Raw genomic sequence first — 23,244 nt, 5'->3', positions numbered from 1 at the left:
ACTGAGCCCGTAGAGGACTTTCACCTCCTAGATCAACGCCATGCTCGGCGCACAACAAAAACGCCTCAAGCAATGCTTGAGGCGTTTTTTTATAAGTTAAACTATCCCTGACCTAACCTTTCGAAAGGTTAGGGTCTAGTGGGCTGACGTAACCAGACGGTTTAAGAGCCAACACATCACAGTTAATCTTATCGATAACATGTTCCGCGGTATTACCAATAAACACGGCAGACAAGCCAGTACGACCCGTTGTACCCAGAATCACCATCGCAGCGTTATTTTCAGAAGCGACGCGAGGAATAACATCTTCTGGCAAGCCTTGTTCAACCACAGTTTGTTCTTCACACATACCGTGCTTCTGGCGCAATGCTTTCATTGCCGTTAAGTGATGGCCACGAACCGCATCGGTATAAGACGTTGGATCAAACTCTGGCAGTTCAATGGTAATATTCGCAGGTGTCACAGGGTAGGCATTCACCAAGAACGGTTCCGCATCCAAACGACCGGTGATCTCTAGCAATCTGTCGACCATCGTATCGTTAAGCTCTAAATGAGCTTCTGTTTCAGAACCTACATGAACTGAAGCAAAAATCTTCGCGTGATCTGGCCAGAAATCGTTTTTAACCAATAGCACTGGGCTAGGGCACTTTCTCAACAGATGCCAGTCGGTTGGAGTGAAGATGACAGATTCCAAAGTATCGTGTTTACGCGTACCTTTGATTAAGATGTCGTGCTCACCACTGTAAACCTCGGCAATGATCGCTTCGTATGGGCGGTTGTGCCAAACCACTTGTACATTAAATTCAATAGAATCATCTAGGTAAGGTTCTGCGACTTTATTCATCCAAATTTCGCGTTGATGAATTACGCCTTTGCGCATTGCGTCTCTTTCATCGATAGAGAGCATAGATGTCATTTCATACGAGAAGTCGTATATCGACAAAAAGAAAGTGATGTGGCTTGTTGAGGTGCTTTTCTTAGCAAGTTGGATAGCACGAACTAGAGCAGGTTGCTCATCGTGATTAATGTCTGCGACAACTAAAATTTTGTTATAGATACTCATAACTAAGCCTACTTTTCAGACCGAACATATAAATAATGTAGCGTAGTTATGGAGAGATTAAGAGAAATATAAGAGGTTTTAAGAGAGAAACATGATGTAGCTCATTATTGAACTACATCATTGATATCTAGACTATTCTTTTGAAACGCCAGCAAGTTCCATCAACGCATCGTGATCTTCGATAGTGATATATTTGCCTTTAACGCTCAAGATGTCTGCTTTTTGGAAACGGCCTAGAAGACGGCTAATTGTTTCAACAGTCAAACCAAGGTAGTTACCAATATCACCACGAGTCATCGTTAGGCGGAACTCACGCGGGCTGAAGCCACGTTGAGAGAAGCGAGTAGAAAGGTTGTAAAGGAATGCAGCAAGGCGCTCTTCCGCGTTCTTCTTAGAAAGAAGCAGAATCATTTCTTGGTCACCTTTAATCTCATTACTCATCAGGCGCATAATTTGCTGACGCAATTTAGGCATTTTTCCTGATAGGTCATCAAGAATCTCATATGGGATTTCACATACCATAGAAGTTTCTAGCGCTTGTGCGAAACTAGGGTGTTGGTCACCAGTAATCGCATCGAAGCCAACAAGATCGCCCGCTAGGTGGAACGCAGTAATCTGCTCATCACCTTGCTCAGTAATCGTGTAGCTCTTGATCGTTCCAGAGCGAATAGCATATAGAGATTTAAGCTCGTCACCGGCTTTAAATAACTCTTGACCTTTTTGAATAGGCTTTTTTCTCTCAATGATCTGATCAAGTTGATCGAGTTCAGATTCATTCAAAGTAAACGGAATACAGAGCTGGCTAATACTACAATCCTGGCAATGGATCGCACAGCCACCAGACTGAACACGTTTCGTCACAGGCTTTTCAGAAATCATAACAATCTTTCACTATTTGATATACGTCAATATTTTAGCATTCCTTTATCCAGTTGGGTAGTAAAAAAACCGGATTTAAAGATTACCTATACGGTATAAATAATGAGCTGCAATGCCATATATCCGGTATAGAAACCGTAAAGGAGGATTAAAATTGCGCCTAATTGGCGAAATAAGTCAGCTTGTTGCAGTTTTTTGAGGAAATTAGCGCCCATGCCTACTGTGAGCATTGCTGGAAGCGTACCTAAACCGAAAGCAAGCATGATACCTGCACCGTTGTACCAACTTCCTGATACGGCCGCCCACGTAAGCATTGAGTAAACTAAGCCACATGGTAGCCAACCCCAAATAAAGCCAAACGGCAAAGCGTGGCTAGGGTGCTTCAATGGTAGAAATGATTTACCTAAAGGAGAGATATAGCGCCATAGCTTCTGTCCGACTTTTTCAAAGAACAACAAGCCGAACCACCATTTACCGATATACAAACCTAAGACGATCATAAAGGCAGCAGCAAATAATCGAAGCCAACCCAGCAGAGCGTTAAAATCGCTTAGCTGACCTATCGAAGAGATTGCACCGCCAATCACACCACCAATCACGGCATAACTTAGCAAGCGCCCTAGGTTATAAAGTAGGGGAATAGCAGGGGAAGGTTTACTGTTGCCAATCGAAAGAAGCGACGCAATACCACCACACATTCCCATGCAATGGCCTGCGCCGATCAATCCAACAACAAAGGCTCCGATCCAATCAGGCGTCATCGTTCTTTTTGTCTACGTTAGTTTGGCTTTCGCTGTTGGCTTTCTCATTCTTGACAGGTTTGCTATCAGAATGGTTGTGAGCCTTTTCGTCTTCATCAAACAGAATGTTGTGACCTTGACGTTCTAGGTCTTCAAACTGTTCGCTCTTCACCGCCCATAGAAAAATACCAACAGCGATGCACACCAGAACAATCGCAATGGGGATCAGAATGTATAAACTTTCCATTATTTACCTTGCTCTTTTAAAAGCCTTAACGAGTTAGACACAACAATAATAGAGCTGGCAGACATGCCCACAACGGCAATGTATGGAGCAACCAAACCCGCTACGGCCAATGGAAGGATCAGTAAGTTATACCCTAATGACCAAGCTAGGTTTTCACGAATTATCTTACGCGTTTTTAACGCCAAAGTACGCGACTTAAGTAATCTATCAAGCTTATCACCCAACAACACCATATCCGCAGAGGCTTTCGCCACATCCGTACCGCCGCCCATAGCGACAGAAAGGTGAGCACCCGCAAGAATAGGGGCATCGTTTATCCCATCGCCAACCATCATAGTAATGTCACTTGCATCTCGAGAGTTCAAGTAAGCAAGTTTATCTTCAGGTTTCGCGTTAGCAACAATATCAGTAATACCGATCTCTTCAGCAACAGGCTTCGCATTGATCAAAGAATCGCCAGTAAGTAGAGTTGTTTTGATGCCCGCTTCTTTAAATTGCTTAATAAACTCAATGCTTTCTTTACGAATGGGATCTTCATAAGTGAACGTCGCGATATGACGGCCCGCCATCGACAAGTAAATGCCGTTGCTTTCCGATGGTTGAGCTTCGCCTAGAATGAATTCGCTACTACCAATCGCAACTTCTTGGCAGTTCCACTCACCAGTGATGCCTGAACCAATTACGTTATTGACAAACTCTACTTCGATATCATCTGAAATATGAGTCTTAAACGCTTTAGCGATAGGGTGGTTAGCGTGTTGTTCCAGGCTCGCCGCTACTTTGAGACAAGTGTCTTTATCAAGTTCAGCGAAGGTTTCAACTTGGCTGATACGAATATCACCCTCAGTCAATGTACCTGTTTTATCGATGATCAAGTGATTTACTTTACACAAGGTTTCGAATACGTGGCCTTTGCGCAGCAAAATACCGAAGTTACCCATGCGAGACGTTGAGCAAGTAATCGCCGTCGGTGTTGCAAGTGACAGAGCACAAGGGCACGTTGCGACCAATACCGAAAGCATGATCCAGAAAGCGTCTTCTGGTCGTGTTTGGTGCCAGTAAAACCAAGTACCGAATGAGATGATTAAGATCACCGCAACAAAGTATCGAGCCACAACATCAGCAATTTCTGCAATGCGGGGTTTAGACAATTGCGCTTCGTCTTGCAGGCGAACGATATTGGAAATAACCGAATCCGCTTTTGACGTCATTACTTCCAATTCAAATGATTCATCACCATTCAATGTACCAGCAAAGACGGTATCGCCTTCGTTTTTGACCACATGGATAGATTCGCCAGTCAGCATCGATTCATCGATATGGACTCTGCCAGACAATACTTTGCCATCGGCAGGAATGTGCTCACCCGGTAGAACGCGAATTTGGTCGCCAACTTTTAAGGTTTTGACTGGAACTTGTTCGCCATCTAACGTTGTTGCCATAGCAGGAACGAGCTTAAGCAGGTTACCACTAGCAGCGGCGGCTTTACGACGAGCGCGCATTTCAAGGAAACGACCAAGCAGTAGGAAGAAGGTAAACATCGAGATAGATTCGAAGAATACTTCACCTTTCTCTGTCACCGTTGCGACCAAACTTGCAACGTAGGCAAACAAAAGAGCGATCGACACAGGTACATCCATACCCAATGTTCGACCTTTGAGGCTACGCCACGCGTTGATATAGAAAGGCAATGCAGAGTAGAGCAGAACCGGTGTTGCAAAGATTAAGCTCACCCAACGGAAGTAGCTTTTGAATTCGGGCTCAAGGTTACCAAAGACTTCAAGATAAAGCGCAACAGCCAGCATCATGACCTGCATGGTTGCTAAACCAGCAATGCCAAGACGATAGAGATAATTCTTCATCGAACGATGATAGGCGGCTTCTTGTTGATCAGCTTCGAATGGTGCGGCTTTGTAGCCTAAGGTATGGATTGCAGACAACAGCTCGCTCAGTTTCGTCTGAGTGTTGTCCCAACTGAGCAGGGCGCGGTTAGTCGTGGTATTAACACGAATACTAACAACCCCTAACTTTGAAGAGACTTGCTTTTCAATAAGCCAAGCACAAGCAGCACAAGAGACACCTTCTAGTGACAATGTCACTTCAGAGGTGTTTTCAGAGTTACGGACGAACTCCAATTGAACATCTTCGTTGTCGTAATGACTGAGTGCCAGAAGTTGCTCTGGCACGAGATCCGCTTTTTCAGCTGGAGCGGTACGATATTGGTAGTAAGAGACCAGACCGCTATCAACGATTGTCTGGGCTACGGTTTCGCAACCCGGACAACACATAGGTCGTACCGATCCTAAGATTTCTACTTTAAAATCCGTTTCCGCTGGTACATCTTCACCGCAGTGATAACAGGATTCACACATAAGATTTAGTTCGTTAGTTGAGTAGGAGTATCAATAGGGAAGTTCATGCGACCTTGCACTAACCATTCAGAATCATGCGGAGAAAGCTCGATAAACCATGGACCTTGCATTTCATGATCCAGAGTCAACGTGTAGTTGCCTCTCGCATCAGCGGTCAGTAGCTGAGTAAAATCACGGTCAGGCAGCGTTCGGTGCACGAACATTGCGCTAATAGCAGGGAAGTGGTCTAGTTTGCCTTTGTCGAGAGTAATGATAACTGAGTTACCTTTCTCGCTAACTGAAGCTGATAAGCCAAGCTCTTTAGCAACATTGACTTTCGAAATGTCGACATTAATACCTTTACCTTTTTTATAGTAATCTTCAGTAACAACGTTAACTGAATGGTTGGTAAGTATCGCGACTCGAACCAATGTTAGCATAGAAACGCCAACGGTTAGGAAGATCAAAAACCACGGCCAAAACTGCTTATACCAAGGTTGTTCCATATTATTATTCTCAATATATACAATGAAATAAAACTAATTTTTACAAACACTTAAGGTTATAACTGTAAAAGAAAGACAGCCCCTTAAGAAGGGGCTGTTATTATTATGTTACTCTTTATCTGAGTTGCTGAGGCTCCAGACGTAGGCAGAGACGAGCTGAACCTTATCCTCACCGAGGATGTCCTTCCAAGCCGGCATTACACCAGAACGTCCGTACATGACTGTTTCCGTCACATCAGCGCGAGAATCGCCAAATAGCCAGTCGCGGTCAGTCAAGTCAGGTGCGCCAACAGCAGGGTTACCCTTACCATCAGTACCGTGACAGGCTGCACACACTACAAAGCGCGCTTTACCAGCCTCTGCTTCACGTGCGTTTACGCTACGACCAGAAAGGCTAAGCGTGTAGCTAACTACTTCTTTTACGCCTTCTTCGCCAAGAGCGTCTTTCCAACCTGGCATTTGACCGACACGACCATGCATGATGGTAGTAACGATAGCTTGTGGTTCACCACCATATAGCCATGCGTCATCAGTTAGGTTCGGGAAACCTTTCTGACCACGTGCATCAGAGCCGTGACACTGAGAACAGTTTTGTAGGAATAAACGTTGGCCCACTTTGATTGCATCGGCATCTGATGCAATGTCAGGGACAGAACGTAGACCGTTTTCGTCGTGAGCTAGCTTTCTGAAAGCTTCACCAAAGTAGGTGTCAGCATCATCAAGTTCTTTCGCGTATGCGTCTAACTGTTTGTTTGCTTGCGCAGCAGCGATTGCAGAGCGAGACTCTTCTACGCTACGAACTGTTTGGTTTGAACTCGTCCAACCTAGTAGACCTTTAAAGTTGCCAAGGCCTGGGTATAGAGCTAGATAAACAGCTGCAAACACAATTGTGCTAACGAAAAGGTATGTCCACCATTTAGGTAGCGGGTTATTAAGCTCACGAATACCATCGTATTCATGGCCCATATCCTGACCTTCTTCTACACCTGTTTTATCGTTGGAACACCAACGAAGTAAGGCTGCACAGCCAATCAATGTACCGATTGTGATTACTGTTACCCAAATACTCCAGAATGTACTCATTACTTCGTCACTCCTTGATTTTTATCTTTCGCAGGTGCTTCATCAGCGAACACTAGGTTTGCATCTTCGTCGAAGCGCGACTTACGATTTTTACCGAAAGCCCACCAAACGATGCCGATGAAACAAGCAAAAACAGTAACAGTCCAAACACTTTGAAATGTAATAATGTCCATAATTATTCCTTATTTCATTGCGTGGCCAAGCGATTGAAGGTAAGCGATGATTGCATCCATCTCTGTTTTTCCTTCAACATCTTGTTTAGCGTTAGCAATTTGTTCGTCTGTGTAAGGAACACCAAATTGATTACGGAAGATTTCAAGCTTCTGTTTAGTCAATTTGCCATCAAGTACATTCTCAGCAAGCCATGGGAAACCAGGCATGTTTGATTCAGGAACAAGTTCGCGAGGGTCGATAAGGTGAACGCGGTGCCACTCATCAGAGTAACGATCACCAACACGCGCTAAATCAGGACCAGTACGCTTAGAACCCCATAGGAATGGGTGTTCCCAAACGCTTTCGCCAGCTACAGAGTAGTGACCGTAACGTTCAGTTTCAGAGCGGAAAGGACGAATCATTTGGCTGTGACATACGTTACAACCTTCGCGAATGTAGATATCACGACCTTCCATTTCCAGAGCAGAGTAAACACGTAGATTTTCTACAGGTTCAGTAGTCTGCTTTTGGAAAATAAGTGGGGTAATTTCTACTAAAGCACCAAAACTGATAGCAATAACGATAAGAATCGCTAGTAGGCCAACATTCTTCTCTACCAACTCATGGCGATTATTTGAATTTGAGCTCATTCTAAATCTCCTTAAGCCGGTTGAGGGATAGCTTTAAGGCTATCTTTAGGTGCAGAAACAGTTTTGTACGTGTTGTATGCCATTAAGAACATACCTGACAGGAAGATGAAACCACCTAAGAAACGTACAAAGTAGAACGGGTAAGACGCTTCTACAGATTCAACGAAGCTGTAAGTTAATGTACCGTCAGAGTTAACTGCACGCCACATCAGACCTTGCATCACGCCAGAGATCCACATTGCAACAATGTAGAAAACCGTACCAATCGTTGCCAACCAGAAGTGAACATTGATTAGAGATACAGAGTACATACGCTCTTGACCAAATAGTTTAGGAACTAAGTGGTAAACCGAACCGATAGAAACCATTGCAACCCAACCTAACGCACCAGAGTGAACGTGACCGATAGTCCAGTCCGTGTAGTGAGATAGTGCGTTAACCGTTTTGATTGCCATCATTGGGCCTTCGAAAGTCGACATGCCGTAGAATGATAGAGAAACGATTAGGAAACGTAGGATTGGGTCGTAGCGAAGCTTATGCCACGCACCAGATAGAGTCATAATACCGTTGATCATGCCACCCCAAGATGGAGCAAACAGAACCAAAGACATAACCATACCTAGAGATTGAGTCCAGTCAGGAAGTGCAGTGTAGTGTAGGTGGTGAGGACCAGCCCAGATATACAGAGACACGAGAGCCCAGAAGTGAACAATCGACAAACGGTAAGAGTAAACAGGGCGACCAGCTTGTTTAGGAACGAAGTAGTACATCATGCCTAGGAAACCAGCTGTCAATAGGAAGCCTACCGCATTGTGTCCGTACCACCATTGCACCATTGCATCGATCGCTCCGGAATAAATCGAGTACGATTTAAACGCAGAGACAGGAACAGCTAGGCTGTTAACAATGTGCAACACGGCAACCGTGATAATGAAGGCTCCGAAGAACCAGTTTGCTACGTAAATGTGCGATGTCTTACGTTTAATCATGGTTCCGAAGAACACGACCGCATAAGCTACCCACACAAGAGTAATAGCAATATCGATTGGCCATTCAAGTTCTGCGTATTCTTTACCAGAGGTTAAACCTAACGGTAAAGTAATTGCAGCGGACAGGATAATCGCTTGCCAACCCCAAAAGGTAAAGGCTACGAGAGGGCCACCAAAGAGACGCGTCTGACAGGTACGTTGTACAACATAATATGATGTTGCAAACAGCGCACTTGTACCGAACGCAAAAATAACCGCATTAGTATGCAGGGGACGTAAACGACTGTACGTCAACCACGGCGTATCAAAGTTTAGCTGTGGCCAAACTAATTGAGCGGCAATCAAAACACCAACGCCCATACCGACAATACCCCACAAAATTGTAACTAGGGTAAATTGACGGACGACCGTATAGTTGTAGTTTTGTTCAAGCTGCTTTTCTTGGCTCATTTGCATGCTTCCAATTTCTTATTTACTACACTTTACTTCCAACACGACTCACGTCGTAATGCCACCCAAATTAGAAAAGGAAATTCAGCCTATTCAGGGCTTTATTTCCACTTGCTGATTTTAAAAAAAAGTGGCATTTTCAACGCGACACTATACTTGAATTAACAAATCAATGACAGAGTAGTAACCTTACGCTTGGTCTGGAATTGGATTTTTATTTAAAAACTTTGAACTTTGTAACAAGGAGTAAAGATTATAATGGCGGCACAAAAGCTAACAAAAGGCAGGCTTGTTCAAATTATCGTCATGTTGGTTATTTTAATAGCTGCATTTACTTGGAGAACAGTAACATACGATAATAACGAAACAGTAAACTGTATAGTTTCAAAACCTTGTAAATTTGGTATTGATAATCATAATGTTTCAGTTTCAAGCAATAACCTAGGGTATTCGATCGAAACATCTAAAACTGGCAAATTTATCATTAGCTATAATGAAAGCGGAATTCTGGAAGAAAAAGGACCATCAAATTGGCTGTTACAAACTAGTGATAAGACCTCCTCAATAACGGTTACATTTCCACAACAGGTGAGCACGTTTTCTGTAAACCTTTCTAAGGAGTAACAGAGAGAAACTGGGGCACACCTTGGTTCTTTTGATAGAAACATGTACCAAATCAGTGAAACACAATGCATTAAAGTGTTATAAAGAGAGCATTAATAAAGTTACCCAAAATCTATGAAATTTCTATCAAAAGTCTCTTACTCCCTAGACGATAAAATCGCAGTAGATGAGTTGCTCAGCGGGGTGGAAAACCCTGACGATATTGCTTGTCTTATTTGCTACTGCACAGAAGAGTATTCGACACTCGCTGTGCAGAGATATTTCGTAGATGCTCTCCCGAACACTCCCATACATGGCTGTACTACTTGTCACGGCATTATGACCGAAACTGGTTTTCATTCTGGTCCAGTCATTGGCGTCCTCATTATTTATGACTCGGGGATCAACGCCTATGGTACGGGAATCGAACATTTCAGCGACTCCATAGACCGCAGTACCTTCAGCGCGATAGACAAAGCACTCAAGAACGCCAACCGAGAAGGTGAAATTCCTGATCTTATCTTGCTGCATTCCACACCGGGTAACGAAGAAAAGGTGATGGCGGCTATCGATAAGAAATTTGGTACTGAAGTGCCAATTATTGGTGGCAGTGCTGCAGACAACCAGGTTTCCGGAAATTGGAGTATCTTCACCGAAGAGTCGCTGTCTATAAATGGTGTGTCTTTAACGGTAGTGTTTGCGTCTCAGTCCATCTATTCCTCTTTCAGCGCGGGTCATACGCCTACGCGGTATTCAGGCACCGTGACCAAAGTAAGAAACCGAATTTTGTTGGAGATAGACCACAGGCCAGCCGTCACCGTTTACAACGAATGGACTAATTTCCACTTAGATGGCAGTGATGATGGCTACATATTCGAAAAGTCGTCAGTCTACCCATTAGGCAGGAAAGTCGGCTCTTCTTACGATTACCCATATTTCAAATTGTCTCATTCGATCAGAGAGACGGAGTGTAATGGGATTGAGCTGTTCACAGACATCAGTGAAGGCGACACCATCTACCTGATGCAAGGGTCTAAGCAGCAGTTGATTAGCCGCGCCGCGAATATCATTCACTCCTCATACTACAACGACATGGATCTTGAAGAGAAACTAGGGGCGATCAATATCTTTTGTGCAGGCCCAATGTTGAACCTTAAACAAGATATGGATGAGGTTTGTGACCAAATAAATCAAGCACTTAATGGGCTCCCATACATATGTCCATTTACGTTTGGTGAACAAGGCAGGCTCTCTGGTGGCGAGAATGCACACGGGAATTTAATGGTATCGTCTGCAACGTTTTATAGGTTGAAAAAGTAATGGGTTCTGAAGGTCAAGAAGCGCTGCAAGAAGCACGTATTGAACTGCAAAAACTAAAAGCCCGTGAGCGAAAGCTGGCTGAAGAGAACAGGGTGATCTTATCAACCATCTCTGCGATCAGTAAGGCAAGTAACATATCTGAGATATTCTCCAGTCTCGAGTTCGTGCTCAAAAAATACATTAAGTTTGATGACTTTATCGTGGTATCAAGGGTAGGGAACGAAGGCAGTTTCAAAACCCTGCTAAGCAATAACAAAGTCTTCGAACAGATGAATTGGAGTGATTGTGGCAAGTTATCTCGAGTGATCAATGGAGAATGCGCCATCCTTTTTGAACCCAAGTCTCTGGGTGAATTCAATTCCTTACATCCCATTATCCTCGATCAAATCAACTCTGTTCTAATTACTGGTATCGATAGCGGACTAACACAATCCGTCATCATCTTTATCCACTCGAATACCAAGCACTTTAGTATTGAAACTAAGGCCACACTAAACCGTTTTCGACCGTTGATAGAGCGTGCTGTTTTCGATATTGAGAACAAAGAAAAGCTTGAAGCAACCGTTCGAGAACGTACCGCAGAGCTTGTCACAGCAAGAAAAGACGCAGAAAGAGCCAACAAGGCCAAGTCTGAATTCCTCGCGATGATGAGTCATGAATTAAGAACACCGCTAAATGCCATAATTGGCCTAATAGACACCCTAAAATCCACATCATTGAACGAAGAACAACAGTCTATACTGCTTAATATGAGCACATCATCTGAGCTATTGCTGGCAATTATCAGTGACGTATTGGATTTTTCTAAGATTGAATCTGGGTGTTTCTCGTTGGCTCCTCAATGGAGCAACGTAAGAGACACTGTAACTTTTGTATTATCTGAACAAAAGAAGACAGCAGACGATAAAGGTTTGCCGCTAACAGTAACTAGCGATACCCCTGAAGGTGAACTTCATTACATCGACCCAAGTCGCTTGGCACAGATCCTATTTAATTTGATCGGTAACGCGATTAAGTTCACTGAGCGTGGGCATGTCCATGTTTCTATAAAGTACCAGCAGAGCTCTTTCTATATAACGGTGGAAGACACAGGGATTGGCATTAGCTCGCAACAACTTTCGTCGCTGTTCAGTCCATTTGTGCAAGCTGATAGCACAATCACACGTAGATTTGGTGGCACAGGTTTAGGCTTGGCCATCACTAAAAGACTGGTTGAACTGATGCGCGGGCGCATATCGGTAAAGAGTGAGCCTGGAAAAGGCTCCAAATTCGAAGTACAGTTGCCAGTGCTTACTAGAGTTACGAATAATCTGGCTAACAAAGAAGACGAATCTTCACGAGAGTTAAGAAGCCGTTATTCAGTGTTAGTTGTCGAAGACAATCCAACGAATCAAATGGTGATAAAGTTAATCCTTACAAGACAAGGCCACGAGGTTTTTATCGCAAGTAACGGTGAAGAAGCAATTGGCTTTGTTGAAAGAGGAAACGACTCGATAGACATTATCTTGATGGATGTGTCGATGCCAGTAATGGATGGCTTGACGACAACTAAATACATGAGAGACGCGAACATCAAAACGCCAATCGTCGCGCTAACAGCACACACATCACTAGAAGATAAATATTCGTGCTTAGATGTTGGTATGAATGATTTCGTTACCAAACCAGTAAGAACCAAAGAAATTACAGAAGCAATTGACAGGCTAATGCTTGAAGTCTAATAAACATATTCTGAATCGAAGATTAGGATATATGTTTATTAGGTATTTTATGGTAAATAGCCTTACTGTTAAATAGAACGCCAATTTGGTAGATAAACAAAAGGCAGGGCATCACACAAAGATACCTGTCTTATAAACGCTAAAACCTATTTAACATAATATACATAATACGCACTAATATAGTGATAAATTATAATCTTTTCAAGTTCTTAACCTTGGTCGATTTTTGCTTATCTGGACGTCTAACTGCCTTGTTTTCCTTAATCTTTACCCTGAAATTATCCTATTAATTACTTTTTTGGACGCTCGGCTTCGCTATAGTGTTCCAAACGCAATATTTAATTTTCAAGAAACCGCTGCGTTTTGATAGCCACTAACTATCAAAATACCAAAGTAAAATAGGAATAAACTATCATTAACCACTAATATTTTATGAGGTCGATCACATGAGAACCCCGCCATTTGCTGAGTTGGTGAACCAACATTTTGATTCTTTGCACGACGCTGCGGCGTTTTTTCATGTGACGGTACCGACCATTCGGCGTTGGTTGTCGGGTCAATACTCGATCAATCCCATCGCCGAGAAACTCATGAATGTGCATGCGCGTGGCTATTTGCCCTTAGATCACCGTTGGGACGGTTTTAAAATCAACGTCGACCGCGGCACCTTGATCACGCCAGAAAGACGCGAATTTAACCCCAAAGAATTGCTCAGTTTTGCCTACTGGCGTGATGAGCATCGTCAACTGGTTGAGCGCCACGGCAAGATTGATTCACCGAAATATTACCCACCTAAGGAGCATCCATTGCCGTTTCGTGGCGGTCGTCGAATGCCCGCCAAACCTTGGGTACCCAGCAAATTCAAATAAAGAAGCAAGATAAAAAGGATTAGCGATGAAAGTGAGTGTCTATATCGATCAAGTGCTGTTCAACCAAGCGCGCAAGGCCGCCAAAAGTTCTGGACTGACGCCATCCCAAACCATCGCCCATTGGGCGGCCATGGGTCAATTCATGGAAACCAAATCCCTTGGCTCACTGAGGCTCATACAGAGTGGTCAGAAAAAGAAGTGACTCGCCTGCCCGCTTTTATCGATTTGGGGAAACCTCCCCCGTCAATATCGGTGACTGAAGACATAAATAAAGCCGAGTCAGTCCTCGGCCTTTCACTCACGTTTGATTATGGAACTTGAATGGAATCTTGAATTTCCGACACACAGATCGCCATTAACGCCATGCTCTTATGAGACGTTTGAATTCTTGCGCTGTAATCGAACCCAGTGGCATACAGAAACTCTGAAGTGCCAGCGGATTGCGTGGTGAGCTCTGGCGCAATGTTACTCGACGTCCAAAAAGCTTGAAGCGTAGGAAAACCAAAGGCTGTATATAACTCACCATGATCCTGGACGAGCGCTGCGACTTCGTTGGCGGTGGCTCGACGCCAATTCACTCGGCTCGCGTACGCTAACTCTGCCAAATCCTGACAATAACGGTCGTATTGGCCACCGACGCCGTCATTTTCTCCCGCACCATCTTGCCGAAAGCGCGCATAGAGCCCCGTTATCGGTGCGTAATACCCTAAGCCTTGAACGCTTTTGGCATAAGATCTGCCCACATTATCTGGCGTATTATCAACACTATAATTGAGCTGTTTTAAAAACGCCAAACTGGGAGAAGAACTAAAATACTTGCCGTTCGCGTCGCCAGTTAACCCTTCTATCACCTTTAAGCAGTCGCCTTTTGCATTATTCTTATCGGTATCATTGAGTGAGCCACACATTTTCAGCGGTGGTGTGATCGTGATGGTTAAAGAAGGACTTGTGAGCCCATGAGCCTCAACAGAAAACGTCACTTCGCCCTGTTTTAGACCGATGATTTTTCCCGTCTCAGTGAGCCGTATCGCCGTGGGATCGTTCATGTTTAAGGTAAACTGATCACGCTCGAGGACTTCAATCGTGTCTTGAGATGTTTTGAGTTCAACGGTCAATTCCGCTGAGCTAAAGATGGGCATCTCGAGTTGACTGGCATAAACCCTGAGAGACTGGATGTGTGGAGGCTCACGGTTTAAGGGCTCCAGGTTTGGCTCAGTCTCTCGACTTCCCTCATTTCTTGTCGGGACTCCCTCCGTCTCTTTCCTTTCATTGTGTTTGTTGTTAGGTGGGCTCTCTCCTGTGGCGCTTTGGCTTGAGATGGAACCTGAAACTTCTGATTCCACTCCCATTCCTTCCACGGTTTCAACGCCCCATACGACGTGCGTATCTTCGACTCCTATGAGTTCAGGCTCTTTGGGCTGCTCAATCTTTGAATCTGAATTTGGGCACCCCATTAAACCACCCATCAGCGCTCCTAAAACAAGCACTCTCTTCATGTTCATGTTTAATCCTCTGGCTTTACACTTTTCAAAAATGAGCGCTGATATAAACATTTAGAATGAAAGCGATTTGTCTAGGGGGTAAAAAATTCCGTTTTAATTATGATTAATTATTCAAAATCAAGAGCAATAACCAGATAAACTATTGTTTTTAAGAAGTTAGTGTTAAGAATTTAATCATGTATAACCTGTCTTTTATTCCCTCGAGCGCGCCCTCAGTGGGTGCACTCGGCACTTGTTATCACACAACATTGAGGCTAAAATGACCGAATTAGAGACCACTTTAGAGACCGATTATATGACTACTCGAATTTTAGCGGACGTCGCTGCCAGTATTACCGAGTTAAAAGCAAACCCAATGAAAGTGGCCAGCAGCGCCTACGGTGAGCCTGTGGCCGTGTTGAATCGCAATGAGCCTGCCTTTTACTGCGTACCAGCACAAGCGTACGAAATGATGATGGACAGACTGGAAGATTTGGAGTTGCTGGCAATTGCACAAGAGCGCGAATCGGAAGAAACGATTTCGGTCAACATCGATGAGTTATAAACTTAACTTCAAAAAGAGCGCACTGAAAGAGTGGCAAAAGTTAGGCGCGACACTGCAACAACAGTTTAAAAAGAAACTCGTGGAGCGCTTAGAGAATCCACACGTGCCCGCTTCCAAGCTTTCTGGCGCCGATAACCTCTATAAAATTAAGCTACGTCAATCGGGTTATCGCTTAGTTTACAAAGTCGAAGAAGACGTCATCATTGTCACTGTACTGGCGGTTGGTAAACGAGATCGCAGCGATGTGTACCGCAAAGCGATGAAGCGGTTAGACGACTAATCACAGACTAATCCTCCACTCTTAATACGACCTCACCCTGCTCTAGCAACTCGACAATGGCTTGTTGGTAGGCTTCTTCAACAATGGTTTGCTCCCAAACACGTTCGTAATTGGATAAGACTTGCTGCCTGGAGATAGTTGAAACACCAAAGGTTAATTGCCCCTCGCTTCGGTGTCGTCGGATGGTGACCAGTTTCGCCTCTGTCCATAAGGGCGCAGGTTTGGTGACGCGTTGAGCTTGAAGTGTTTTTTTCTTTTTCGCCATGTTAAACCCTCGTCTATGTAGACCTCAGCCTATCAGAGGTGGCAAAAACGCTTTACTGTTTGCTCAGCAAAAATCGACGTAAATCTCGCTCCGCGCGCATCACAAACAAGATGTAGACCTTATCACCTTCCAGCTTGTAAAAAACACGACACGGATTCACCACGACTTCGCGATAATTGAGGTGCTCGAGCTCTAGAGGCAAACGCCCAGACTCGGGAAAGTCGCTGAGGCGTTCAACTTTGTCGAAAATGTTTTGAACCAGCTGTTTGGCCGCGACTAGGTTTTCAAGGGCGATGTATTCCGCGATATCGTTAAGATCCGATAACGCGGGCTCACTCCAAATCACTTCAGCCATTTTGACATCTTGTCTTTGGCTTCGTCATGACTCAATGCCTTGCCTTCAGAAATGGCGCGCTCACCGCGTGCGATCCCTTCGAGGATAGCCAAGCGGTTTTGCATAAACTGATAATCATCAACATCCACGAGATACGCAGAAGGTTTGCCATGCTCGGTGATCAACACGGGCTCTTTGGTGTCGTGTAGGTCGGCAAGGATTTTGGTCGCTTGGCGCTTAAGGGAAGTAACGAGCTCGACTTTCATGAGTATGACTCCAATAGAAAACTAAAGTGACACTATTGTAGCACTTTCCATATAACAAGTTTATACCGAAAAACACCACCTTCTGAAATCACCCTAACGGTTGCTCTGGAATAACTAGTCGACCGTCTTCGTCAAAAGAGTATTTTCTTAGCATTTCATCATTGAAGAATGAAAGAATATTTCCCCCAATATCTTTTAAGATAAAACGAGACTCTTCATCATTTGTAATCTCAAATGTTTGCTCACTGCTTGAGTATGGCATGCTATACTCAATACCATTCATTTCAGCTAAAATTCCGTTTATCTTTACGTAGTTGCCGCTCAAAATATATGATGCATGAGAGCACCCTGTGTCCCTATGAACCTCACCAAAACCTTGGCTCGTAAGTTCATATATCGATGTAGTATTATTCCCATCAACATCAAAAAATTCTTCGATTTTTGCCTTATATTTAACATAGCCATCTGCATCTTTTAAAGGCCTCAAGGACTCTTTGCCTCGCTCCGAAAGATGAGGCGTCCAAGACGCTTGGTCTGTTAATGGATTATAAAACTTCATATTTATACAGATTGTTTTTATTGTGCCCTCCTCATCAAGTTCCGTACTAGGTCTAAGCTCATACAATTCGATACCTTTACCACCTAAAAACTTGTCCGCGTTTTGAGCATATTTAATGGCTGGAGATGTATAGCCAGTAGCTGAAAAGAACTTCCCTGATTTGACTTCTGATAGATCTGGTAATGCTCCACCTAGCTTTTGAAGATCTCCACGTCCAACTTTTTTACCTTGGATCGTATAATCTTTTACTTCACCCATTTTCAAAGAGTCATTTTCACCGGAAAGTACATCGACCTGATACAACGTATTTGAAAAAGCGCCTCTCACTTTTTTGTCATGTGAGACTTTTTCACCATTAACGATGTGCTCAGCTATACAAGCTATCATTTCATAAGCAGTACCTGCTTTTGATGGCTTCTCATCGAAAATTTGTTCAAATAATTTATCTATTGGAGACATACTTCCTCTCTTGCGACGTCACACCGTGTTAGGGTGTAAGCAACATATCTAAACTCTGCAGTAAAACAACTCGCATGGTGACTGCCACATTTTAGCAAATCACACTTAAATAATTTGTTAGTACTTCTTAAACGCCTTAGTTCTAACACGACGACCAATTTCACGCTCGATTAAGCTATACGCATAGTGTCTGTCACCACCTTCGATAGACGTTACTTCATTATCATTACAGCTTTCACAAAATAACTTTGTATATGGTCGACCATACATATGACTTCGCATGTCACTTTCAGCATATACAAGAGAACAATCACATAGAGGACAAAAGCTTTCTAAATTTCGGATTTGATCATTATTCCAAGACCAACGCCACTTGGCATTGCGAATGACATCTTCATTATATTCATAGTACTCAGGTACAGCTTTACTCTGAAATAACTTACAAACTATTACAACAGAGCCAACAATGATAAATGGTGATATCAATAGCCATTGCCAGCCAAACAGTGAATGTTCGCTGAACAGTAGATCAAACAACCATTTTTGAATGCTATTTATCCCATGGGATAAAGAAACCACCCATGTATCTGGCTTAGGGACAACCATCAAAATTGTTCCCGCTACTACCGAAGCTACTATTCCTTTTCTAATACTCATATGCCTCCAAAACACTAACGAATGACATGCCTACCTAGATAAAAGCACTTTAACCTCTATGCCGTAGACCAAGATGGTATAGCAGGCTTCATAACTTTTAACGAATACCTGCTTCTTCAATTGAATATTGATAGGAAACATAAAATGCTGCTACGAACATTGATAAAGCTGCCAGCAATGAAAAACTTGCAACCAAAGAGAGGGATGCAACTATAAAAGACAGTAGACTCCACAAATGAAACCTTTGAATACCCGCATACTCAGAATCCAGTGCAGTACCTTGACCTGCCAATTTGTTGTTGAATGCGATATAAGCAATGACACTATTCAAACCCAGACTAACGGCAAAAGAAAACGTTGATAATTCAAGAAGAAATGATTTTGAAACATCAAATTTTCCGCTCAAAATAGCCATAAAGTACGCAAAAGAGGCTGCAGAAAATGCAGAACTCAACCAAATATAGCCATCATATTTTTTCATTGTTATACATTCCTCCGAGTGTTCTAACAGCTATTAGACAGAAAGATTCTGAACTTAAATACAGTTCTTCTCTTTAGTCTGATTTAAGGAAAGGAATTATACCCATTAACCTTATTTATAACAGTGATTTAAATCATTGACTGTAAAACTAGGTGCTGATAACTCAGTCTCTTATAGAGGAAATACAAAAAGAGCCACTTTTATAAGAAAGTGACTCTTTTGGTTGGTTTTATCGGCGTTTTTTGTAGCGTTTTCGCGTGGTGTTCGCCCTTACCACGCGCCCATTTTTGAGCGTGTAGCCTTTCTTAAGTTGGCCGTTTGGTCGGCGGCCTTTGCACTTGTGTCCTTTCATTGGAAACCTCCAGTTTTCGTATCCGTTGCTCTTGATCTTGCTGCACTCGCTTTATCCAGTTGATGTCCGTTTTCAAAGCCGCAATCGTGCCAAGGCTTGAGACTCCGCCTGTCATGAATGCAATAATCAGTGTGTCGATAAAGCCCATCATTTCCCCTTCCATCGCGAAACATAAAACTCGAGGAGATAACGCACCATGGCGCGCATCCCGAGCGTATCGATGACGACTGCACCCACCACAAACCAATACGGATTCGGGATACGCTGCAGCGCTGTAAAACCTTGCTCAACATAGGGCGCGTAATTGGGGATAAACGATAGAATCAGTGGCACAAACACCACTAAGAGGATGAACTCGTCTTTGAGTCCCCGCTCTCGAATGCTGACTTCATCGAGGCTACTGGCCTGCTCTTCACCATTCTGCAGTCGACGTACCCTCGCCTGATGCTTCTCGCTCTCGAGTTCATCTTTGCGCTTAAGTGCTTCGGCTCGGTTTTGGTTATGCTGCTTGTACGCCGCCACGCCACCGGTCACAAGATTCAGGATCGCGCCCATCATGTGTACACCCGACGACTTAATTCAATGTGCGGACCGTCTTTGAGGCTTTTCCAATCACCACCCCAAACAATCGCGACATTCAGCTCTCGAGCTGCTTGTTTAAACGCTCGGCTGATGGCGTCGTAATACTTAAAGTCCCACGTCACCTTATTGTTTTCGTCGTAGGCCACAAAATCAATCGCATGGCCGGATTGGTGCCGACTTAAACGTTTGGCCCCATCAAGCTGGCTCAAGCCTTCTTGATAGAGCTGATATTGGCGTTTTGCGGTACGCAGGCCTTCCGTAATGCCAAAGTCATACGGTGACAACTCTAACGCTCGGCGCACGACTTTCTTTAAGTCGCCATGCACGCCGAGCATGCGGGTTTCGCTGCGGGCAGAGAGCACAAAGTCGCTGACCGTCTCATCGATGGTTTTCTTATTCATCAGGTACACTCCGGCCAGTAAGCCACTGGCGAGTAACATTAGCCATCTCATTCGCCCTCCGATTTCACAAGGAGTCTCGAATGCAGCGTAACGCTGGCGTCAACGTTGGTGACGGTGATCTCAAGCTTGGTCGCGGCTTTCGGTTTGATAAGAAACAGTGGATAGCCATAGAGAGAATTCGAGGCAAAATACAGATACAAGAGACGGGACGACACATGCGTGTTGTTGGCCCTGATAAATCTAAGATAGACGATGCCAGGTTTCGCCAAAATCGGAGAGGCTCTGCTGCTCTGACTGTGCGGCGTTGCTTGCGATTGCTTAAAGCGCCTAAGGGTCAAATCGAGCATTTCGACGTGGTTTGAGAGCGGGAACGTCGCCTTTCGACGTGAGCCGAAAATGAATTTCATCTGATTATCGTGTTTTGCTTCCACGTTCAACAAACCATCATTAGCGCTGGCAAGCTCAGGATTGGTTAATGACAGCATCATAGCGCTTCTCCTACTTTAAGGCGGTCGCTTGCGGTGCCATGCAAGCTCACGGCTTGATTGGTGTTGAGCATCAAATGCCCGCCCGGGCGTAACTCCAAGAAACCTTGCACGATGACCGTGCCTTCATTAGTGGGCAGAGCTTGTAAGATGAGCGCCTTTCTCGCGCTTTTCTCTCGAATGCGTTGATAGCCTCCCGTCATCAACAAGGTGCCATTGCCAATTCTCGCGAACGTCACCCGCTCTGGATCCGACGTCACTTTCAATTCGGTGTTGGTGATGGTCGCTTGCACATCCAATGACGCATTCCCAACCTCGACATTCACCGGTTGTTGAATGCGAGCAACGGTTAACGGCTGTGTGATTTGGTCGACCGTCACCGGCTCGGCCACTCGTTTAACATTAACCGGCGTTTGAACCTCACTAATCGTGGTAGGTGTTTGTATTTCTGATATTTTAACTGGCGTGACAATGTCACTAACCTTGACGGGTTCACGCACTTTTTGAACCGATACCGGCGTTTCAATCTGCGCCACACTCACTGGCGCTTGCACTTCACTCACCTGCACGGGATCCTGCACTTTTCTCACGTGCACCGGCTTTTCAATTTCACTGACCAACAGCGCGTTATTCACGCTAATTTTCTGCGCCTTGGTCATGATCAGTAAATCCGACACTTGGTATTCAAATGTCACATCGACAGACTGATGATTGTTCAGCTCGAGCTTGTCAAAGGCGGACACATCGACGGTGTCACCACCAAAGATCTCAACGGGACGCATGGTATCGCCCTGCAGCAGTAACGAGTGCGTGGTATCACGCAAGATGAGGTACTTGCCGGATTGGCCCGCGTTAAACGTCAGCGTGTGATTGGGCTCGAGTGTGTGGGTCTGTTTCATGATGCGCGCCTTGTCATGACCACCCCAATGGTGACCATCGTGCCGATGATCCCAAGGATGAGAGATAATTTTTTCAACGTAGAGTTGTCGGATTCATTCGTGCCCGTTTGCTCTCGCGCTTTCGCGTTGTTGGCTAAGGCAATCGCCGCTTTGGTGGTTTCGGTTTGTTGACCGGCCATCGATTTGATCGAATCAATGGCGTATTGACTGACTTCGGATTGCTCTTCTAGGGCTGACGTCCCAAAGCCAAAGGCTTCATCGACGGTGTTATCGACCACACGCAACGAGTTATCGACCATGTTCAAGGAATCTCCGACCACCGATTCATTGACTCTTAACGCTTGGGTACCAAAATCAAACGCTTCTTCGGCGGTACGTCCCGCAATGGCCATCGCGCCATGATCGGTCATGGTCAAATTGATGTCCGAGTCACTGACGCCCGACAGCATCACACCGGTATTGTCGCCACCGACCGCCGCACTGCTGCTGGTGTTTGTGGTCGTCGTGGTGTTGCTTTGACGACTTTTCGAAGAACTTCTTCCACCCATATCCGCTAACCTTATTTGTAAAACCCGTTCATCGCCGTGGCGTTCAATTTCCTGAACCGGTAACTTCAATCGTCTTGCAATGAATCGCTTGGCACCCTCACGATAAAAATGCGCTCGCACCGAATCAAAGCCATGCTGTTTCGCATGCTCGACGGCGGCCAATGTTCCGGTGGCCATGTCTCCCGCCAACCCCACAACAACCAACTCTTTGGTGTTGTTTTTCAGCCTTTCACCACGCAATAACATGACAGTGTCACTTACTTGATACGTTGCCTCTAAGCCTTGTGTGACTTGGGTTTGTGCGTGTTGGTAATAGTCTCTCAGTGCTGGTTTTAGCCGTTGATGGACGTGCGCCCACTTTGCTGGCTGTAAGCTATCGTTTGGATAACGCATACAAGGCAAACAGCGCCATCAACACAATGAACCACCACGGCATGCCGCGTTGCTCACCGAGGCTGATGTGCCCGCCTTCAAACCCACTGTTGTTGGTGGTGTTGCCGGAGGTGCCGGACGTAGCGGGTCCTGCTGCGCCGCCTTGAAGGCCACCGCCACCGGTTAATGATGTCAATGATCCGAGCATCAGCGCCCTCCTTTGAGCCACATCAGTGACGCGACAAACAGCACCACAAGCAACACTTTATTGAGTCCTTTGCCAGCGCTCAGCCCAAACAGGCTGCCGACCCCAAATCCACCCAATCCCCAAAACAGTAACGGCATCACCGTCTCCTTATCGTCGAAACGCCAGCGCGCCCAATATCAAGACCAGCAGCACACCAACCCCACCCCCGACGTACAGCATCGTGTTGTCTTTCTGAGGTTGAGCTTGCGGCGTGGTCACCGTATTCCCCTTGTTATCCACTTGAGGATGATTGGGTTGCTGCGTCTTATCCGGGTTCGTGGATTGGTCATTAGTGGGAAACAGCCAGTCGGCGTTTTCCCCGACCGAATCCAATGCGCCCGCGCCAAATTCCAACAGATCATCAAAAAAGCTTTTCATTGGCGCTCC

At 44.8% G+C, this 23,244-nt stretch carries 32 protein-coding genes; 7 read left to right on the top strand and 25 right to left on the bottom strand.

Annotated features, from left to right (window positions below):
- Nucleotides 1-112: 112 nt before the first annotated feature.
- The 10 genes from uspE to ccoN form a co-directional block, all read right to left on the bottom strand.
- Complete coding sequence (gene uspE, locus AB6E30_RS10585; protein ID WP_017070547.1) at nucleotides 113-1,063, bottom strand: universal stress protein UspE; 951 nt, start codon at nucleotides 1,061-1,063, stop codon at nucleotides 113-115.
- A 132-nt stretch (nucleotides 1,064-1,195) separates the two neighbouring features.
- The gene (locus tag AB6E30_RS10580; protein WP_017059637.1) at nucleotides 1,196-1,942 is read right to left on the bottom strand and encodes an FNR family transcription factor; all 747 of its coding nucleotides are present in this window, start codon (nucleotides 1,940-1,942) and stop codon (nucleotides 1,196-1,198) included.
- Nucleotides 1,943-2,028: 86 nt separating this feature from the next.
- Nucleotides 2,029-2,703 (bottom strand): sulfite exporter TauE/SafE family protein, encoded by a 675-nt coding sequence (locus AB6E30_RS10575; RefSeq protein WP_372103532.1) that lies wholly within the window; start codon nucleotides 2,701-2,703, stop codon nucleotides 2,029-2,031.
- The gene (gene ccoS, locus AB6E30_RS10570) at nucleotides 2,693-2,929 is read right to left on the bottom strand and encodes a cbb3-type cytochrome oxidase assembly protein CcoS (RefSeq protein WP_017059639.1); all 237 of its coding nucleotides are present in this window, start codon (nucleotides 2,927-2,929) and stop codon (nucleotides 2,693-2,695) included. The genes AB6E30_RS10575 and ccoS overlap by 11 nt, the downstream gene beginning before the upstream one ends.
- Nucleotides 2,929-5,301, bottom strand: coding sequence for a heavy metal translocating P-type ATPase (locus tag AB6E30_RS10565; RefSeq protein ID WP_372103529.1), 2,373 nt, complete (start codon nucleotides 5,299-5,301; stop codon nucleotides 2,929-2,931). The genes ccoS and AB6E30_RS10565 overlap by 1 nt, the downstream gene beginning before the upstream one ends.
- 5 nt (nucleotides 5,302-5,306) lie before the next feature.
- Nucleotides 5,307-5,786, bottom strand: coding sequence for a FixH family protein (locus AB6E30_RS10560; RefSeq protein ID WP_017059641.1), 480 nt, complete (start codon nucleotides 5,784-5,786; stop codon nucleotides 5,307-5,309).
- Between the two features lie 108 nt (nucleotides 5,787-5,894).
- Complete coding sequence (gene ccoP / locus AB6E30_RS10555; protein WP_017063857.1) at nucleotides 5,895-6,869, bottom strand: cytochrome-c oxidase, cbb3-type subunit III; 975 nt, start codon at nucleotides 6,867-6,869, stop codon at nucleotides 5,895-5,897.
- Nucleotides 6,869-7,042, bottom strand: a complete 174-nt coding sequence (locus AB6E30_RS10550; protein WP_004733679.1) for a CcoQ/FixQ family Cbb3-type cytochrome c oxidase assembly chaperone — start codon at nucleotides 7,040-7,042, stop codon at nucleotides 6,869-6,871. Before AB6E30_RS10550 ends, ccoP begins: the two co-directional genes overlap by 1 nt.
- 9 nt (nucleotides 7,043-7,051) lie before the next feature.
- Nucleotides 7,052-7,672, bottom strand: coding sequence for a cytochrome-c oxidase, cbb3-type subunit II (gene ccoO, locus AB6E30_RS10545; protein WP_017059643.1), 621 nt, complete (start codon nucleotides 7,670-7,672; stop codon nucleotides 7,052-7,054).
- An 11-nt stretch (nucleotides 7,673-7,683) separates the two neighbouring features.
- A complete protein-coding gene (gene ccoN, locus AB6E30_RS10540) occupies nucleotides 7,684-9,117 on the bottom strand; it encodes a cytochrome-c oxidase, cbb3-type subunit I (protein WP_009846707.1) in 1,434 nt (477 codons plus the stop codon).
- A gap of 252 nt (nucleotides 9,118-9,369) precedes the next feature.
- On the opposite strand from ccoN, the gene AB6E30_RS10535 reads away from it, so the two are divergent.
- The 5 genes from AB6E30_RS10535 to AB6E30_RS10515 all read left to right on the top strand — a co-directional run bounded on the left by AB6E30_RS10535 (nucleotide 9,370) and on the right by AB6E30_RS10515 (nucleotide 13,826).
- A complete protein-coding gene (locus AB6E30_RS10535; protein WP_017059645.1) occupies nucleotides 9,370-9,735 on the top strand; it encodes a hypothetical protein in 366 nt (121 codons plus the stop codon).
- A gap of 114 nt (nucleotides 9,736-9,849) precedes the next feature.
- Nucleotides 9,850-11,034, top strand: coding sequence for an FIST signal transduction protein (locus tag AB6E30_RS10530; RefSeq protein ID WP_017059646.1), 1,185 nt, complete (start codon nucleotides 9,850-9,852; stop codon nucleotides 11,032-11,034).
- The gene (locus tag AB6E30_RS10525; RefSeq protein WP_372103527.1) at nucleotides 11,034-12,755 is read left to right on the top strand and encodes an ATP-binding protein; all 1,722 of its coding nucleotides are present in this window, start codon (nucleotides 11,034-11,036) and stop codon (nucleotides 12,753-12,755) included. Before AB6E30_RS10530 ends, AB6E30_RS10525 begins: the two co-directional genes overlap by 1 nt.
- A 446-nt stretch (nucleotides 12,756-13,201) precedes the next feature.
- Nucleotides 13,202-13,624 (top strand): phage protein, encoded by a 423-nt coding sequence (locus AB6E30_RS10520; RefSeq protein WP_017059648.1) that lies wholly within the window; start codon nucleotides 13,202-13,204, stop codon nucleotides 13,622-13,624.
- A 25-nt stretch (nucleotides 13,625-13,649) separates the two neighbouring features.
- A complete protein-coding gene (locus AB6E30_RS10515; protein WP_017059649.1) occupies nucleotides 13,650-13,826 on the top strand; it encodes a hypothetical protein in 177 nt (58 codons plus the stop codon).
- A 106-nt stretch (nucleotides 13,827-13,932) separates the two neighbouring features.
- On the opposite strand, the gene AB6E30_RS10510 is transcribed toward AB6E30_RS10515, so the two are convergent.
- Complete coding sequence (locus tag AB6E30_RS10510) at nucleotides 13,933-15,126, bottom strand: hypothetical protein (RefSeq protein WP_372103525.1); 1,194 nt, start codon at nucleotides 15,124-15,126, stop codon at nucleotides 13,933-13,935.
- 295 nt (nucleotides 15,127-15,421) lie between these two features.
- On the opposite strand from AB6E30_RS10510, the gene AB6E30_RS10505 reads away from it, so the two are divergent.
- Nucleotides 15,422-15,670 carry a type II toxin-antitoxin system Phd/YefM family antitoxin gene (locus AB6E30_RS10505; protein WP_029224563.1) on the top strand — a complete coding sequence of 83 codons (249 nt, stop codon included), beginning with the start codon at nucleotides 15,422-15,424 and terminating at the stop codon, nucleotides 15,668-15,670.
- Entirely contained in the window at nucleotides 15,660-15,950 is a 291-nt protein-coding gene (locus AB6E30_RS10500) for a type II toxin-antitoxin system RelE/ParE family toxin (RefSeq protein WP_372103522.1), read from the top strand. Before AB6E30_RS10505 ends, AB6E30_RS10500 begins: the two co-directional genes overlap by 11 nt.
- 7 nt (nucleotides 15,951-15,957) lie before the next feature.
- Here the strand turns inward: AB6E30_RS10500 and AB6E30_RS10495 are convergent, their stop codons facing one another.
- From AB6E30_RS10495 to AB6E30_RS10430, 14 genes are all read right to left on the bottom strand, one after another.
- Nucleotides 15,958-16,215 carry a hypothetical protein gene (locus tag AB6E30_RS10495; RefSeq protein ID WP_372103519.1) on the bottom strand — a complete coding sequence of 86 codons (258 nt, stop codon included), beginning with the start codon at nucleotides 16,213-16,215 and terminating at the stop codon, nucleotides 15,958-15,960.
- Between the two features lie 52 nt (nucleotides 16,216-16,267).
- Nucleotides 16,268-16,570 carry a type II toxin-antitoxin system RelE/ParE family toxin gene (locus AB6E30_RS10490; RefSeq protein WP_016787071.1) on the bottom strand — a complete coding sequence of 101 codons (303 nt, stop codon included), beginning with the start codon at nucleotides 16,568-16,570 and terminating at the stop codon, nucleotides 16,268-16,270.
- Nucleotides 16,558-16,815, bottom strand: coding sequence for a type II toxin-antitoxin system Phd/YefM family antitoxin (locus AB6E30_RS10485; RefSeq protein ID WP_016787072.1), 258 nt, complete (start codon nucleotides 16,813-16,815; stop codon nucleotides 16,558-16,560). The genes AB6E30_RS10490 and AB6E30_RS10485 overlap by 13 nt, the downstream gene beginning before the upstream one ends.
- Before the next feature lie 88 nt (nucleotides 16,816-16,903).
- Nucleotides 16,904-17,833: a hypothetical protein gene (locus AB6E30_RS10480; RefSeq protein ID WP_372103516.1), complete on the bottom strand. Its 930-nt coding sequence runs from the start codon at nucleotides 17,831-17,833 to the stop codon at nucleotides 16,904-16,906.
- Between the two features lie 117 nt (nucleotides 17,834-17,950).
- Nucleotides 17,951-18,490, bottom strand: coding sequence for a hypothetical protein (locus tag AB6E30_RS10475; RefSeq protein WP_372103514.1), 540 nt, complete (start codon nucleotides 18,488-18,490; stop codon nucleotides 17,951-17,953).
- 97 nt (nucleotides 18,491-18,587) lie between these two features.
- Nucleotides 18,588-18,971 carry a hypothetical protein gene (locus AB6E30_RS10470; protein ID WP_372103512.1) on the bottom strand — a complete coding sequence of 128 codons (384 nt, stop codon included), beginning with the start codon at nucleotides 18,969-18,971 and terminating at the stop codon, nucleotides 18,588-18,590.
- A 305-nt stretch (nucleotides 18,972-19,276) separates the two neighbouring features.
- Entirely contained in the window at nucleotides 19,277-19,474 is a 198-nt protein-coding gene (locus AB6E30_RS10465; RefSeq protein WP_372103509.1) for a hypothetical protein, read from the bottom strand.
- Complete coding sequence (locus tag AB6E30_RS10460) at nucleotides 19,471-19,881, bottom strand: hypothetical protein (RefSeq protein ID WP_285955054.1); 411 nt, start codon at nucleotides 19,879-19,881, stop codon at nucleotides 19,471-19,473. Before AB6E30_RS10460 ends, AB6E30_RS10465 begins: the two co-directional genes overlap by 4 nt.
- Nucleotides 19,878-20,306, bottom strand: a complete 429-nt coding sequence (locus tag AB6E30_RS10455; RefSeq protein ID WP_102494846.1) for a M15 family metallopeptidase — start codon at nucleotides 20,304-20,306, stop codon at nucleotides 19,878-19,880. Before AB6E30_RS10455 ends, AB6E30_RS10460 begins: the two co-directional genes overlap by 4 nt.
- 47 nt (nucleotides 20,307-20,353) lie before the next feature.
- On the bottom strand, nucleotides 20,354-20,794 hold the full coding sequence (locus AB6E30_RS10450) for a hypothetical protein (RefSeq protein ID WP_285955052.1): 441 nt from the start codon (nucleotides 20,792-20,794) through the stop codon (nucleotides 20,354-20,356).
- Nucleotides 20,791-21,690 (bottom strand): hypothetical protein, encoded by a 900-nt coding sequence (locus tag AB6E30_RS10445; RefSeq protein WP_372103506.1) that lies wholly within the window; start codon nucleotides 21,688-21,690, stop codon nucleotides 20,791-20,793. Before AB6E30_RS10445 ends, AB6E30_RS10450 begins: the two co-directional genes overlap by 4 nt.
- On the bottom strand, nucleotides 21,687-22,484 hold the full coding sequence (locus tag AB6E30_RS10440) for a hypothetical protein (protein WP_372103503.1): 798 nt from the start codon (nucleotides 22,482-22,484) through the stop codon (nucleotides 21,687-21,689). The genes AB6E30_RS10445 and AB6E30_RS10440 overlap by 4 nt, the downstream gene beginning before the upstream one ends.
- Nucleotides 22,485-22,611: 127 nt before the next feature.
- Nucleotides 22,612-22,818, bottom strand: a complete 207-nt coding sequence (locus tag AB6E30_RS10435; RefSeq protein WP_016787082.1) for a hypothetical protein — start codon at nucleotides 22,816-22,818, stop codon at nucleotides 22,612-22,614.
- Nucleotides 22,819-22,965: 147 nt separating this feature from the next.
- Nucleotides 22,966-23,235, bottom strand: coding sequence for a hypothetical protein (locus AB6E30_RS10430; protein ID WP_016787084.1), 270 nt, complete (start codon nucleotides 23,233-23,235; stop codon nucleotides 22,966-22,968).
- Nucleotides 23,236-23,244: the final 9 nt, after the last annotated feature.

It is taken from the genome of Vibrio sp. 10N.247.311.12 (assembly GCF_041467515.1).
Lineage (GTDB): Bacteria > Pseudomonadota > Gammaproteobacteria > Enterobacterales > Vibrionaceae > Vibrio > Vibrio crassostreae_C.
This window is presented reverse-complemented; position numbering and strand designations above follow the sequence as displayed.